The sequence below is a fragment of the Endozoicomonas gorgoniicola genome (assembly GCF_025562715.2).
Lineage (GTDB): Bacteria > Pseudomonadota > Gammaproteobacteria > Pseudomonadales > Endozoicomonadaceae > Endozoicomonas_A > Endozoicomonas_A gorgoniicola.
In genome coordinates this window covers 4,328,833-4,342,839 of record NZ_JAPFCC010000001.1, presented here as the reverse complement: position 1 = coordinate 4,342,839, position 14,007 = coordinate 4,328,833, and the positions used below count along the sequence as shown (strand labels likewise).

General features: G+C 47.7%; 14 protein-coding genes. 7 read left to right on the top strand and 7 right to left on the bottom strand.

The features are described from left to right. Nucleotides 1–36 precede the first annotated feature (36 nt). The 6 genes from NX722_RS19665 to NX722_RS19640 all read left to right on the top strand — a co-directional run bounded on the left by NX722_RS19665 (nucleotide 37) and on the right by NX722_RS19640 (nucleotide 4,916). On the top strand, nucleotides 37–1,239 hold the full coding sequence (locus NX722_RS19665; protein ID WP_262564562.1) for an MFS transporter: 1,203 nt from the start codon (nucleotides 37–39) through the stop codon (nucleotides 1,237–1,239). 5 nt (nucleotides 1,240–1,244) lie between these two features. Further along, a complete protein-coding gene (locus NX722_RS19660) occupies nucleotides 1,245–2,111 on the top strand; it encodes a hypothetical protein (protein ID WP_262564561.1) in 867 nt (288 codons plus the stop codon). Nucleotides 2,112–2,495: 384 nt separating this feature from the next. After that, nucleotides 2,496–3,332: a HEAT repeat domain-containing protein gene (locus NX722_RS19655; protein ID WP_262564560.1), complete on the top strand. Its 837-nt coding sequence runs from the start codon at nucleotides 2,496–2,498 to the stop codon at nucleotides 3,330–3,332. Between the two features lie 5 nt (nucleotides 3,333–3,337). After that, on the top strand, nucleotides 3,338–4,201 hold the full coding sequence (locus tag NX722_RS19650; protein WP_262564559.1) for a hypothetical protein: 864 nt from the start codon (nucleotides 3,338–3,340) through the stop codon (nucleotides 4,199–4,201). Between the two features lie 61 nt (nucleotides 4,202–4,262). Then, nucleotides 4,263–4,403, top strand: a complete 141-nt coding sequence (locus tag NX722_RS19645; protein WP_262564558.1) for a hypothetical protein — start codon at nucleotides 4,263–4,265, stop codon at nucleotides 4,401–4,403. Nucleotides 4,404–4,706: 303 nt separating this feature from the next. Then, nucleotides 4,707–4,916, top strand: a complete 210-nt coding sequence (locus NX722_RS19640; RefSeq protein WP_262564557.1) for a hypothetical protein — start codon at nucleotides 4,707–4,709, stop codon at nucleotides 4,914–4,916. A gap of 316 nt (nucleotides 4,917–5,232) precedes the next feature. On the opposite strand, the gene rhuM is transcribed toward NX722_RS19640, so the two are convergent. The 7 genes from rhuM to pdxY all read right to left on the bottom strand — a co-directional run bounded on the left by rhuM (nucleotide 5,233) and on the right by pdxY (nucleotide 13,000). Next, entirely contained in the window at nucleotides 5,233–6,243 is a 1,011-nt protein-coding gene (gene rhuM, locus NX722_RS19635; RefSeq protein ID WP_262564556.1) for a virulence protein RhuM/Fic/DOC family protein, read from the bottom strand. A gap of 6 nt (nucleotides 6,244–6,249) precedes the next feature. Beyond that, entirely contained in the window at nucleotides 6,250–6,372 is a 123-nt protein-coding gene (locus NX722_RS19630) for a hypothetical protein (RefSeq protein ID WP_262564555.1), read from the bottom strand. Between the two features lie 24 nt (nucleotides 6,373–6,396). Then, nucleotides 6,397–9,495: a hypothetical protein gene (locus tag NX722_RS19625; protein ID WP_262564554.1), complete on the bottom strand. Its 3,099-nt coding sequence runs from the start codon at nucleotides 9,493–9,495 to the stop codon at nucleotides 6,397–6,399. 92 nt (nucleotides 9,496–9,587) lie between these two features. Continuing rightward, on the bottom strand, nucleotides 9,588–10,337 hold the full coding sequence (locus NX722_RS19620; protein WP_262564553.1) for a pseudouridine synthase: 750 nt from the start codon (nucleotides 10,335–10,337) through the stop codon (nucleotides 9,588–9,590). 62 nt (nucleotides 10,338–10,399) lie between these two features. Then, nucleotides 10,400–11,713, bottom strand: coding sequence for an MFS transporter (locus NX722_RS19615; protein WP_262564552.1), 1,314 nt, complete (start codon nucleotides 11,711–11,713; stop codon nucleotides 10,400–10,402). A 48-nt stretch (nucleotides 11,714–11,761) separates the two neighbouring features. Beyond that, nucleotides 11,762–12,079: a heavy metal-binding domain-containing protein gene (locus NX722_RS19610; protein WP_262564551.1), complete on the bottom strand. Its 318-nt coding sequence runs from the start codon at nucleotides 12,077–12,079 to the stop codon at nucleotides 11,762–11,764. A gap of 18 nt (nucleotides 12,080–12,097) precedes the next feature. Continuing rightward, nucleotides 12,098–13,000 carry a pyridoxal kinase PdxY gene (gene pdxY / locus NX722_RS19605; RefSeq protein ID WP_262564550.1) on the bottom strand — a complete coding sequence of 301 codons (903 nt, stop codon included), beginning with the start codon at nucleotides 12,998–13,000 and terminating at the stop codon, nucleotides 12,098–12,100. Nucleotides 13,001–13,130: 130 nt separating this feature from the next. Here pdxY and NX722_RS19600 point away from each other — a divergent pair, with 130 nt between their 5' ends. Further along, the gene (locus tag NX722_RS19600) at nucleotides 13,131–13,781 is read left to right on the top strand and encodes a hypothetical protein (protein ID WP_262564549.1); all 651 of its coding nucleotides are present in this window, start codon (nucleotides 13,131–13,133) and stop codon (nucleotides 13,779–13,781) included. Nucleotides 13,782–14,007 lie beyond the last annotated feature (226 nt).

Sequence of the window (14,007 nt, the reverse complement as noted above, 5' to 3'; positions counted from 1 at the left end):
AGTACTAACATATAAGTACCTGATGGGTAACCGCTTGTGGCACCTCTGCAGCACCTGACAAAAGCTGAACTGGTTGCGTTGATGGGAGCAGTCTCCATTCTGCCCATGCTGCCAGTTACGTTATTCCTGCCAATCTTGCCTGATGTTGCAACGTCGCTGGGTGTCAGCTCCGCTGAAATGCAGCTGGCATTGCCCCTGTTCGTACTGACCCAGGTGTTTGCAATGCCAATCGTTGCATTGTTGTCAGATGCGGGCTTTCGGCTCCATTGCCTTTACTGGTCGTTGCTGCTGTTTGCGATCGGTACGTTATGTTGCCTGCTGACAGTGGAAACATTGTTTTTTGTCGGACGAGCTTTGCAGGGGGCTGCTTCGGCTGGCTTGATAACGGTTGTTCCGGCTCTGGTTAACGAGTGTTATGAAGACAATGAGGTGGCTTGTGTTCTGTCGTACATTACTGCCATTGGTTTTGTTATTCCCATGGTTGGTCCGGAGCTTGGTACTCTCATAGCCTTTTCTCAGGGCTGGCAAACGGTGTACGGGATAATGCTGGCTTATTCAATTATCGTAACCTTGCTATGTATGGGCATATTGAAAAAGCCTGAGCCAACTCATTCTGTCGACTATGCAAGGTATTACAAATCATGCCTTCGACACTGGAAAACGATGTTGACGGATCGTTACACTCTGGCCTTTCTGGTGTGTAATACAGGGATTGCGGTTGTCAGCCAGATATACGTCAGTAATTCGGCTTTTCTTTATCTCGACTATTTTAAGTTACAGCCACTCTCATACAGCTATCTGTTAAGTGTCTTGTATTTAAGCCGCATGATGGTGAGCGTATTTAACGGATTGTTGCTGAAAAAATATAACTATCTTCCTATCGTTCACCATACTATTCCTTTGCTGATCTTCCTCACGCTACTGACCACAGTTCTGGATCTGATCTATCACAGTGCTGAGACCATGAACCTGATTTTGCCGATGCTGTTGTATGCCTTGTCCGGGTTTGTTCTTACCAATACTCTGGCAGGCATCCTGCTGAATAGCGCTAACTGGGCAATGCAGGCTGTGGCATTAATGTTTATCCTGTTTTCTTCAGTGGCGAGTGTAGTCAATATTTTATTGATTATTTGGCACGATGGTACGCCAAAAGTTATATCGCTGTTCTCACTTCTGATGCTGGTGGTGACCTATCTTTTATTCTTAGCCACTCTGCCTGCCGATAAACGAATCCGGTGACTCAGATGACAATTACAGTGGACTGCTCAGATAAAGAGCAAATCGAGCTGGAGGAATATATCGATTTTTGTCGCTCACAAACGCATTTATCCGACCGCGACAGGGTACTTTCGGACGCATACATGCTTCGTCGCCTTGCCAATAATAAAAGGTTCTTTCTGGATTTTCTCAATGGTCAGTTAAGGCGTGTACTCCAATACGACGTAAAAACAGACTTTACCCCACCCAGTTTCTATCTCTTCAGCTGCGATACCTTTTCAGTCAGGGCAGTGTTGTGGCTTCCCTGTGACGAACCTGATTCCGAAGATGCCACCTCTCTTGGCTATGGAGTGACACATAATCACCATTTTGACTTCCTTACCTGTGGCTATTACGGGCCGGGCTATAGAACGATTGTTCATTTATGCGACAAGCGCCGGATGACTGGCCTGGTGGGTGAACAGGTGGAGACAGCCTTTCAGGATGATACATTGCTGACGCCGGGCAAGCTTATGTTTTATCGCCATACTGAGGATATTCATGTCCAATATCCGCCTGAGAGCCTGTCGGTTTCAATTAACCTGATTTTCCCCTCGCACCCTGAGGCTCTGGAGCAGTGTGCATTTGATCCGGAAACCTGGGTTATCACCCGTCATCTGGACCCAATGAGGACGACCACAGGTCTGTTTCAGGTAGCCAGACTGTTGCACAACGAGCAGACTGTAGAGCAGTTGCAGGCTATTGCTGATAAGCACTGCCACCCAAGAGTGCGCTCCATGGCTTATTTCTCTTTACTGTCGATTCTTCCCGAATCAAAAGCCGATTTATTAAGACAGGCAGGTATGGATAGTAGTTCTTTCGTTAGAAAACTCTTTGCAAGTAACTTTTCTTGACCGAGGAGCAGCGTCTGGCATGGGGGCAAATTTTGTTATGTTTCTCACGTCGTTTACCTTGCTTGTTTATTATTGAATGAGAAGTGATTTTTATTCGGATAGTGCCAGTATTGCTACGTTTTTGTAAGTGTGCAGGGCAGACTGGTGGCCTGAATGGAGTATGAATTTTATAATTAAATCAGAACTACAGATTACTGATATAGAATTTTTGTATTTCACAACCTTTAATAGCTGCTCTATAGTCACATCGCTAACAGACCTGATTCAAAATCAGGTGATACTGAATTAAGCCTACTCGAATGCTACTAATTACACCTTTTAATGATCAGGCATCAAGGTGTTGAGCTTTTATATGGCTGAGTATTTACAGGGCAAGAGGTGCGTATGTTCTCTCCAGTGACAATTGCCCGGATGACTGCAATGGCTGAGCAGTTAATGAGCCAGGAAGGTTTTGTGTTTGCTGATTTCTGTCAGTTGTTTTCCGGCTTTAATCAGACGCTGGCCTGTCAGTTATTTAACAGTGTGCTTGAAGAGATTCTCAGGCAGTCAGCCCGTGAGGGGAAGCCTGCTTATTCAGATCAGGTACATCTGGCTGAATCCGGAGACTTTAATTTGTCGCTGGTGGTTGCAGGTGAAGGCTGTGGGAATGAGCAGGCTCTCTGCGCCAGTGAATTTGACATGATTGTTGTGAACCTGTCTTCGAAGCCATTCAGTGTACCAGTCTATCAGGCTCAGCTTGATATTAATCACCTGTTTGACCGGCCAGTGTCGTTAAAAATGCCGGTCGGAATCAGTCTGGAGCCGTTTATTCCCAAGCTGTTTCATGCTTATTGTGACATTGCCGACCTTGAAAAAGCAGGCAGCAGAGTACCCTGTCTGATCATTCACTCCCTGCCAAGAGGTTCTGTTACCTGGGTGTTTGACCGGGAGACTCTGGAGCCTCTCAATCTCACCGATAACAACCTGCAGAAATCCCGCATCCAGCTGGCAGTGCGGGTAATGGGTGATGCGGGGTCTGAAGAGTATGCCGATACGCTGGAGGCGTTGGCTATATCGGATTTTGATCACTTTGTTCGTTGGGAAGCTGCAGAAAGCGTTTATAAGTTAAATGAGCAGCGAGGCATAGATTTACTTCAGCAGCACCTTGTCAGAGATGCAAATACGTCACTGGCCAAATCAGCCAGGCAAACTCTGGCTAACCTGACCAGTGGGGAAGGGTAGTCGTCATGGCCTATACAGTTTATTCGCGAACCGATGCTGTATCTTCCCTTGAGGAGTACATTGATTTTTGTGAGACCCATCCGGAAATGAAGCGTCCGGAAGCCGCGATCACTCATGCCGGTGAATTGTTAAAGCTTTGTAATAATCGCACTTTTCTGGCGCAATATTTTGCCGGGCAGTTGCAGAATCTGGCTGATTTTCAGAAGGGTAATGACTATAAACCGCCCACTTTTGTACTGCACTATGGTTCTTATTTCGCCGTCCGGGCTGTTGTTTGGTTGCCGATGGAAGAGTTGGCTGCTGATGAACTGTTATCGTATTACGACGGACATGACCATAACTTCGATTTCCTGACCTGCAGTTATTTTGGATCAGGGTACCGAACGGCTATTTATGACTACGACCACGACAAGGTGGTGGGGTATCCCGGTGAGAAAGTGGTCTTGAGGTTTCAGGAAGACACTGATTTTCCAGTGGGCAAATTAATGTATTACTTTGCCAGCAAAGATGTCCATACCCAGTATCCGCCTGATGATTTGTCCATTTCAGTGAACCTGATTCTGCCTCGCTCAGGAGAACCAAAACTTCAGTACTTTTTTGATGTTAAGAAGCAGACAGTTATCGGTCAGGTCAATGAGTTGAGTCTGCGTAACACTATTTTCAGGGCCGTACAGGCTCTGGGTGATGAGAACAGTATTGAATTATTGTTGCATATTGCCCGTGATCACCCGTGCTTCCGAACACGGGGGTTGGCCTGGGAGGCTGTGCTGGCTATGGAGGCAGGAGGTGCAGGTTTTTACTCTCAGGCTATGAACGACAGGCATCCTTATGTGCAGGAAATCGTTCGGGCATCAATTCATCGTGATTAAGATTTAGGGTGTAGCATTGTCAGAATGCTGCATGACATGTTGGCAAACAGGAGTACACGTGATGAAAACTCAAGCAGTAAAACAGCGTAAAGCGTTTGTTAAACTGGATGAACAAGTCAGCTTGGCCAGCTCTTACAAAAGAGTGGTTAAAACCGCTGTCCAGGGTCGTGAATTAGGCTTTGGTTGTCATCTTCGTCAGTGAAAAAGCAGAAATTCTTTAATTAACCTTCCATTAATGCACCCCGGTCTTCGGATCGGGGTGTTTTTTACTGTGAAAAAATGTTTCTTGCGTTTATGGCTGTTTATGACGTCTTGAGTTAATTCCCCTTGGTATGAACAGGAATGCTCTTTAAAGCTAATTCTGATTGCCAGAATGTTTTTTTAGCTTAGTATTGTCTTAAGGATTGAACTTAGCGGGTAAGGAGTAGTCTAACGCCAAAGAATCACACCCTATTCAGCGTTTTCTGAAATGGTGTGTTCCTTGAGCCAATTGGGAAGTTAAATAATGTCTAAAAGATCAATCTCTCTCATTGACGACCGTAACCAGAATAAAAACACTGAAGATTCTGCATCCATTGAAGAGCAAGTTGCTGAATTTCTGAAGTCCGGAGGCAAAATTGAACAAATTGCTTCCGGGGTGAGTGGTATGGAAAGCATGGCTACCCGTCAGCCAAAGTCCCTGCAGAAAAACAGTCGCAAAAGCAAAAAAAGTTAGGTCAGGGTTTAACAAACCTTGCGGAATTCTCCATCCATAACGGCATTGCGTAGCTTTGCCGTTTGGATGGAGATGGATAGCGAGGCTTGCGTAGAGCAAGCCTATGTACTAACTTCAATGCACTGCGAAACCCTGCATAATGGGTTTGGTGGCTGGGACACAGCGTATGTGTAAAGAGTTCCCCTGTCGTGGTTCGGCAACCTGTACGACAGCGAGAGGCTATGCTATTTGACATAGTGGGTCGCATGTAATTCCCGATTAGAAGCCCCCACTAGAATCAGCTTGCCGATTTAGTGGAGGGGGTATGTCACTGCGTTCATCGGTCTTCAGTCTCTTCATCCGCCAGCATATTCATAATCAGGCGGATCAATGTCTCTTTTTGCTTTGGGTCGGACTCCGCCACCAGCAGTGTCAGGGCTGCCAGACCGGTGTCGTTAATAACGGGTTCGCCTGAGTCGTTCAGCAGTCGGCCATTGCGATGCAGAAAGTCTACAAACAGAAAGGCACCGCTGCGTTTGTTGCCGTCGGTAAAGGGGTGGTTTTTCACAACGAAATAGAGCAAGTGGGCAGCCTTGCTTTCAATGGTTGGGTAGGCCGGTTCTCCAAAGGCGCTCTGGTCAAGGTTACCCAAAAGCGCCCCAAGGCCATCGCCCCGTGGTTTTGCGAACAGCTCTGTGGCTTCGCCGCGCTGAACAAGGTTCTGCTTGAGTCCTAGCAGTGAAGCCATGACCTGTTGTTCTGTCGCTAACATACCGCCAGGTTGCCCAGTGGGTTCGTTGAGCAAACCTTCATCGTAACGCTGTAACCAGAGAAACGTCTGGGTGTAACGACTGACGATTTCTACCAATCCACGGCCAGTATTTACCAGCAACTCCGGTGAAGCGGCTGCTTTGCGTACCAGCTTTAAGGCGGCTTCCAGCTCCCGGGCATTATCTTCAAAACGCTGACGGTTAATGGTGTAGCCCCGGCTCAGATGCTCTTTCAGCACAGCAGTAGCCCACTGTCGGAATTGAGTGCCTTTGCGGGAGTTCACCCGATAAGCTACGGATATAATGGCGTCCAGATTGTAGTGTTTAACCCGTCGGCGCACTTGCCGCTTGCCCTCCTGTCGAACTACCGAGAAATCCTCGGTAGTTGCATCAGCCTCTAACTCCCTCTCCTGATAGATGTTTTTGAGGTGCAAACTGATATTGTCAGTACTGGTTTCCAGCAGATCAGAGAGCTGACGCTGGGTGAGCCAGATGCTCTCTTGTTCCAGCAAAACATTAATGTCACCACTTTCCCCGGTGTAGATTCGAATGTCTCTCTGGCTTGGCTGTTCTGTCATCGTTTGTTATTCCTGCTTGCGAATTAAGGCCTGTCCCAGAATAGCCTTTAATTGCTCCTGTAGTCCGGCGATCTGGTGTTGCTGCTCGGCATATTGTGCCAGCAGTTCTTCCGGATCATGGCTGATCACTTCGCCTTCGTGGGGGTTCTTGATCTATTCAGACAGCTCATTATTCTGCTTTTGGAAATCTGATACATCGGGCCTGTTAATGATCCACCAGTCAGGTGAAGAGCCGAATGCTAATAGAAAATGACCTGTTGCTGAGGTCATTACGTTGGTAAAGAAGATCAGTCGTCCAGGTTTACTGGTCTTTATGGATTCCAGCTTCACATTATGCGTCAGTTTTCGAGTAATGACCCTGGGTTTGTGTTTAGTAAACGTGATCGTCCACATTGAAAAAAGAGGGTTTTCTACCCTGTAGCCTAACCCTGGCTGAATGAGAAGAACCGTATTGGGTAATTCATTATCAGCAAAACCCTCCAAAGCATCTACCCAATGCAACAGCGCCATAAATAAATGCCCAACCCGAACACCCGGTTCTATCTGTGCCTGATGGTTTGCGGGAGGTAAGTGGTATTCTAATTGTTTAGTCAGAAGTGACGGAAGGGATGGGAGTAATGTTTTCTGATAAGCACTGAGAAACGCAGTCAGCTTTAGATAGTACGATAGATAGTACGATGAATTTTTTCGTAAATCACTTTCATCCTTTAAGGCTTCAGGTGTTACAAATTTGTCCATTGATTTGAAACGCCATGATGCAACAAGCTGAGCAGCGTAGCGCTGGATAATATCAGCTTTTTTAGCTGGCATTTCTGAAACCAGTGACCAGCGACTGTTTGCTGAGCCCGCAGGTGCATCACTCGTCTGGTGTAGCAGTAACGACATAACATGGCTCTGCCCGGCCAGTTGCCTTATTCGTCGAATATCGTGAATGTCTTTGGTGATGACTTTGCCCTGGTTGTGATCAAACCAGTAACTGGTTGAGCGGGGTTTAAACTGCTCGTCAGGTTGTATGACCTGAACCTCAAAATAATAGCCAAGGTCATCCAGGGCTTTCAGAAGAACAGGGATGTTGTCAATGGCCTCCAGGTCGATTGTTTCGCCATCAAGGTGTTTTGACAAGACAATCTGCGCCATCCTGCGCAACTCAGATGCAGACAGGCTGCCTTCATAAAAATGGTTGACATGCCGGTTACGATCCAGCCAGTTGCTGAAGCATAACCATAAGCTGCTGGATGTAAGGTTGGTTCTATAGTATTTCAGTCCCAGAATATAATTCGTATAACTTTCAGCTTCAATGTCGTCCATAAAGTAGGGTGTGGCATGAATGCTATGCTTTTCGCGCTGCTGGTCGTAAAACGGCTGTGTGGCCTTATGCCATTTTTGTTGTCGCTCCTGACGCCAGTGGTCGACTTTAGACGCTATAATCGAAGCCTCCTGCCTCAACAACGCCATAAACCGCGAAGTGGAGTTCATGTTGGCTCTGTTTGCAGTATGACGTGACTGGTTAAAGGCTGTTACATCGGAATGATAAGCTGCTGAAACGCCCTCGCCCTCAGCGAACAGGTTGCTGGAGAGTGGTTTATTGTGTTGACCTTCTGAAACCGTGGTTGACACCTGAAGACCCGTTGACAGACGTTGCTTTTCGACCCGGCGCAGCATTTCATTGTATATAGGGGGCACAGAGGCGACCTTTTCCAGAGCATGGTTAAACAGGTGTTTCCATGCTTCATCTTTTTGCTTCTCTATCTGACAAATCATGCCGTTGATAAGGCATCTCTGATAGGCTTTGGTTCTTGCCTGGCTGGTTCTGAATAACATGCCCAGAAAGAAAAGATACCGATGCAGAGGGTTCAGGGACAGGCTGCTGAAGTGCCTGTCTATGCCATCCAGATCCATATCAACGAACTGACTGTTAATCTTCGGAAGCATGCCTTCAAAGGCCATGAAAAAGGGTGTCAGGTCGACAATTTTTGCATGATCGCCGTCAACAAAATAGTTGGTGTAATTGGGATCAACCGCAATGGAAAAGCCGGTTGCCGTGGTACTCAGTGTCTGGAACTGGCGGGCATTGGCAATATCGCACTTAATCAGAAGGCCAATGATATCGTCCAGATACTTTTTCAGGGAAGACAGAGGCTGGTGCGGATCTTCAAAAAGGTGATCAAGAAACTGACTGGGATTGCGTTTTTTTTGCACGCCATAGATAGCCTGCATGCCTTTCTTTCGGGCTGGTACAGAAAAATACATTAATGGCAGATACTCAATTTCCGCCATGGTCAACAGGCGCATATTGATTTGGGCGGTCAAAATGAAATCATCAGCCGATTGCTCGTCTGGCAATTCATGAATAATCCGTTTAACAGCTGCTGAGCGTAAGAAGCTGAGTGGTTTCATAACCTGCGCTGAAATACCGCTGCCGAGCAGGCTTTCAATATGACGATTTGCCAGAGGATTCTGTGGGTTGTATAGCTTTTCCATGTGTCTGAGAAACAGCCTGACATTTTTTTCTGTGTATTCAGGGGCGGGTCTGAATTCATCGTTTGTGTCGATAAGGTCGCTGACAGCAAACTGCCTGACAGGACCCATAGGGAAACACAGCTCGTAATGATTGTTTGAGGCGTCGCTGACGCAAACTGAAATAAGCAGAAACTGGTCATGCTTCCCTCCTCTTCTGAAAGAGGGATGGTTATCGCAGTTGGCATATGGTTTGAAATAGGCGTGTTCGTAGCTCCTGTCCAGGGCTTGTAAGACTGTCACATACTGGCTGTTGGCAAACAGTGAGGCTTTGCTGCTGTCTGGCTCATCGCGGTTGCATTGTAGCTTCAGTGGAAAATGTTTGCTGAAGGTGAACCCCGAAAGAGTTTCCGGGTAAGGGGTGTCGTGTGTGTTAGGCGAACTCTTGCCCGGAAAAGGCTCTGGAAATGGAATAAATATGGATTCAGCGGATTTGTTAGTACCACTACCCTCAGAAGGAATAAAGAACAGGTCAAAGTATTCCTGGTAAGGGCTAACAGGATTTTTTTTTAAAAAATGACCAAAGGACGAGAGCGATTTTCTGAACCAGCCGGTGTTTTCTGCGATGAAGTACTCAAGGGTACTTTTGTACAACCTTGTGAACTGTTCAAGTTCGGTTTCAGCAACAGCTGGTGGGCTACTGAACTGAAGGCTGAACAATAATGAGATTAATCCCGGTCGTTTAAGTCGCTTTATTAACCAGGTTTTGTTGGTGCAGGTGTTATGCAGAATCAAACTGACAACCTGAGCTTGTCTTGCTTATTGGTTGTCAGTGATTTTAGTTCAGATCCGGGGATTAGACGTGGGCGATACGATACTTTTCCCCTTTAAAATGGGGCAGGTACCTCAAACGTCATCGATTCCTTCAAGATCGGGTGTGTAAATGTCAGCCGGGTGGCGTGGAGATGCAATCTTGCACTGGCTTCATAAGCCTCTGGGTGGGCATAGAACTCACAGCCAAGGATCGGATGACCCAGTTCTGCCATGTGTACCCTTAACTGGTGTGATCGTCCGGTAACAGGCTCAAGCCATACACGGCTATTTTGCGATGAAGAGTCCTGATGATTGGTGCAGGTATTGATACAGGTGTAGTGCGTCAGGGCTGGTTTGCCCTGTTCATGATCAACCATCTGTTTTGGACGGTTCGGCCAGTCGCAACGCAGGGGCAGGTTCACGGAACCGGACTGTTCAGCAGGGATTCCCCATACTTCTGCGGTATATCCCTTACTGACCAGACGATCCTGAAACTGGCGACTTAACGCCCTGTGACTGTCTGCCTGAAGGGCAAACACCATCACTCCGGAGGTAGACATGTCCAGTCGGTGTACAACCCGGCTTTCAGGATTTATTGCCTGCAGGCGAGACAGAGCGCTGTCAAAATTGGCAGGATGCCGTCCGGGGACGCTAAGCAGGCCAGCGGGTTTGTCGACCACTACCAGGTGGTCGTCCCGGTATAGTTCCCGGAGTTCCTCATGGCAGGGCGGTACTATATGCACAGGACGATGCACAGGACGATGCACAGGACGATGTACAGGTTGCTGTACAAGGCGTTCAGAAGTTTGGGCAGATTCAGTCATGGTGGAGAATTATGGCGGCAAAAGCCGCCGATGTCAGTGGTGGCTTTTGCGAAGATGATTGGCTAGCGTGAAAAGCGGATCCTGAAACGTTGCCAGAATTCTGGCGATGTTCTGAAGATGAGCAGGCAGACAGTCACATGCAGAACCGCCAGGGTCAGGAAAAACTCTTCAATGGTTCGATTGGCGACACCCAGAAACAGCATTCCGAACACGGCGCTGCCAACCATGTAGGAAGAGTTCATAACGTTCAGTGCAGCAATCATTCGTGCGCGGCGGCTTTCATCGGTTCTTTTCTGAACCATCGCGTACAGTGGCACAATAAACAGTCCGCCAAAAAAGCCAATCATGGCAAGGTCAAACAATACCCGGACATTGGCTGGAATCCTTATAAACTCACTGACACTGAGCAACGCCTCCTGACTATTGGGTGAAATCGCAAAGAACAGATCCAGTGCAAACAGGCTCAGGCCAAAAGCTCCCAGAGGCACAATGCCCGGTTCAACCCTGCCGTGGGAAATCCTTCCGCAGAATAGCGATCCTGCTGCAACGCCAATGGTAAACATGGCGAGCATTATACTGACAACCTGAGGACTGCCCGACAAAATCTGACTGGCAAGGTTTGGCAGCTGTGTCAGGTAGGCCGCACCGATAGCCCAGAACCAGGAGATGGCCACAAGGCTAATGTAAACCGTTTTATCGCCATGGGCATCTCTCATAATTTTCCGGGTCTGGCTGAACAGGTTGTAGCTGACTTCCAGTTCCGGCGCAGAAGCTTTGGCTTCCGGTACCTGTCGGGCGCACAGCCAGCCAAGAATCGCGAGCACAACAACCGACACGGCTACCCACTCATGGGCCTGAGGTAACTCAACCAATAGCCCTGCTCCAAGGGTTCCGAGGAGGATAGCCACAAAGGTACCCATTTCAACCAGGGCATTACCACCGACCAGTTCATCGTCATGCAGATGCTGGGGAATGATGGCGTATTTTACCGGACCGAAGAAGGCACTCTGAGTCCCCATAAGGAACAGGAGAATCAGCAGTACCAGAAAGTTCTGGCTGATAATAAACCCGGCAGCCACTGCCATAATCGCAATTTCCAGCAGTTTAACCCTGCGGATGATCAGCGACTTTTCGTACTTGTCTGCCATTTGGCCGGCAATTCCGGAAAAAATGAAAAAAGGCAGGATAAATAAGCCGGCACCCAGGTTGATGAACAGGTCAGAATCGAACGGCAACTGTTCTGCAGCCGCAAATGCAGCCATCAGGAGCAGAGTGTTTTTATAGATATTGTCGTTAAATGCTCCCAGAAACTGGGTTGCGAAAAAAGGTAAAAACCGTCGTTTACCAAGCAGGGAAAGTTGATGGCTCTGGTTCATTCGGTCTCTTCATCCTTAAGTCTGAAAGGGCTGGTAACCAGGGAGAAGCTACAGCATTACCGCTGTTCCGCTGATACTGACCATCAGCATACTGCCTTTTTCACCGACAACTTCGTAATCCAGATCAATACCCACAATGGCATTGGCTCCCACTTCCCGGGCTCTGGTTTCAATATCTTCAAAGGCGGTTTCCCGTGCCTTTTCGAGTTCTTTCTCGTAAGCACCAGAACGGCCACCCACAATATCCCTGATGCTCGCGAAAAGATCCCGAAACACATTGGCACCGACAATAGCTTCCCCTACGACAACGCCCAGATACTCCTTGACTGGTCTGCCTTCCACGGAAGGTGTGGTTGTTTTCAGCATGGCTATCTCCCGATTGAATTAATCCGTCTGAAGATTACCATCATCAAGCCGTTGGGTGTAAGTTGGTTCGAGGGGAGTAGCAGAAAAAGTAACTGACGGTTTTATCAGCTCATCCTGAGACCCAATCAGCTGTAGCTCCTGACTACCAGCCAGGCTTGTTTTTTTGAACAGTCCGTCCATGGCCCCGGCGATATGCTCAAGTGACTGCTTAAGTTCACAGCCCTGCAAAAGTTTCGCCATAAACAACGCCGCAGTAGCGTCGCCAGAACCACTGACAACCCCGTTGATCGGGTACACCGGCGTTTTAATCAGCCAGGCTTCTGAATGATTGACGGCCAGCATCGCAATATGATCTTTCTTGCCATCGTCAGTTATAAGGCTTGTCACCAGTACAATATCGGGACCTTCTGCCAGCAGGCTTCTGGCACCTTTCAATGCCTGATCTGTTGAGGTTATTCTTTGGCCGGTAAGCATCTCCAGCTCAAAATGGTTAGGCGTAATAATATTGGCCTGCTGAATCACCTTGTTCCGAAAGAAGTCTGGAATGTCTTTCTGCACATAAATGCCGGTGTCGGTATCTCCAATCACCGGGTCGCAGCAGTACAGCACGTCAGGGTTGGCAGAACGAATACGCCCAACCGCATCCAGTATAACTTCCGCCATGCCGGGGTCACCCATGTATCCGGACAGAATCGCATCGCATTCGGCAAAAGCACCATGCTCCTCCATTCCCAGAAGGACATCCCGCACGGTGTCGGGGGAGAATACGGGGCCTCGCCAGCCAGAATGCCCGGTGTGGTTGGAAAACATGACCGTATTGACAGGCCAGACATTAAAGCCCAGCCGCTGCAACGGGAAGACAGCCGATGAATTGCCCGCATGACCTACAGCAACATGGGACTGGATTGAGAGAATATTCATGCATCAGACTGTACTCACTAATGATTTCAGCCTCAAGAGCCCGGGCGGGGAGGTTGCTAAAGTCGGATTAATTATATGTGTCTACGCTAACAGAAGTCGTTTCATTCAATACAAAGCAGGCTGACAGTTTATGAACGAAATGGAACATGCCAGATTCCTGCGGGACTACTCCCGTTTATTTTTTAAGAACTCCTTTAAAACATCGAACAAAACCTACTCAATGTCTTATGGCACAGCCACGCTGTTAAGAAAAATGGCGCGTATAAATTATTCTGAAGTGGCCAACGATTTGGTAGGTTACTACAGAGACACGTACGACAACTTCGATACACTCCAGCTTCTAACCTCTTCCCCCCAGCTGGCAAGAGCTGGTAACTGCGAGGAATATTGTGGCATAGCCCTGAAATATGGGTTTGAAAACAGGATTGAAAATATATGGGTGGCTGATCATGAAATACATGAATTTTTAATATTGGCAGCTGACCCTGGAATAAGTGCCACACTAACATTAAATGAATTTTGCCAATATGAAAATTGTGACTATTGGGTATGCGACCCGTGGTTTAATATCCATTGCAGAATGCACCTGTATGGACTGATGGCTAACTTCAAATCTTGCCAATGGGAGTCTGAGGGTAAAGAAATATATAAGGATGTCTATAATAGTGAGCGGGCAACCCTGTGGTGTCAAAGGTTGTTTGTCAACGATATGACAATTTACAGGATGACAGACAACAACGGACAGCCTACCGATGATTTGTACGATTTTTTTTCCAGATGATGCTCTCGTCAGGTTTCTGGCAATAACCTGCGGGGGCTTTCCCGTTAGTCGCTGCTTGTATAACTCTACTCCATCCCCAGAAGGACACTCCGAAAGGTCTCAGGGGTAAACAAAGGACCCAGCCAGACAAAATGCCAAGAGACTGTACTCACTAAAGAATCTAGCCTCAAGGGCCCGGGCGGGGAGATTGCTAAAGCCGGGATAAGTATATGTGTCTACGCTAACA

Excerpts from the sequence above, each read along its gene's own strand:
- NX722_RS19660 (WP_262564561.1), top strand. The coding sequence starts at position 1,245 with ATGACAATTACAGTGGACTGCTCAGATAAAGAGCAAATCGAGCTGGAG.
- NX722_RS19655 (WP_262564560.1), top strand. The coding sequence starts at position 2,496 with ATGTTCTCTCCAGTGACAATTGCCCGGATGACTGCAATGGCTGAGCAG.
- NX722_RS19650 (WP_262564559.1), top strand. The coding sequence starts at position 3,338 with ATGGCCTATACAGTTTATTCGCGAACCGATGCTGTATCTTCCCTTGAG.
- NX722_RS19645 (WP_262564558.1), top strand. The coding sequence starts at position 4,263 with ATGAAAACTCAAGCAGTAAAACAGCGTAAAGCGTTTGTTAAACTGGAT.
- NX722_RS19640 (WP_262564557.1), top strand. The coding sequence starts at position 4,707 with ATGTCTAAAAGATCAATCTCTCTCATTGACGACCGTAACCAGAATAAA.
- rhuM (WP_262564556.1), bottom strand. The coding sequence starts at position 6,243 with ATGACAGAACAGCCAAGCCAGAGAGACATTCGAATCTACACCGGGGAA.
- NX722_RS19620 (WP_262564553.1), bottom strand. The coding sequence starts at position 10,337 with ATGACTGAATCTGCCCAAACTTCTGAACGCCTTGTACAGCAACCTGTA.
- NX722_RS19615 (WP_262564552.1), bottom strand. The coding sequence starts at position 11,713 with ATGAACCAGAGCCATCAACTTTCCCTGCTTGGTAAACGACGGTTTTTA.
- NX722_RS19610 (WP_262564551.1), bottom strand. The coding sequence starts at position 12,079 with ATGCTGAAAACAACCACACCTTCCGTGGAAGGCAGACCAGTCAAGGAG.
- pdxY (WP_262564550.1), bottom strand. The coding sequence starts at position 13,000 with ATGAATATTCTCTCAATCCAGTCCCATGTTGCTGTAGGTCATGCGGGC.
- NX722_RS19600 (WP_262564549.1), top strand. The coding sequence starts at position 13,131 with ATGAACGAAATGGAACATGCCAGATTCCTGCGGGACTACTCCCGTTTA.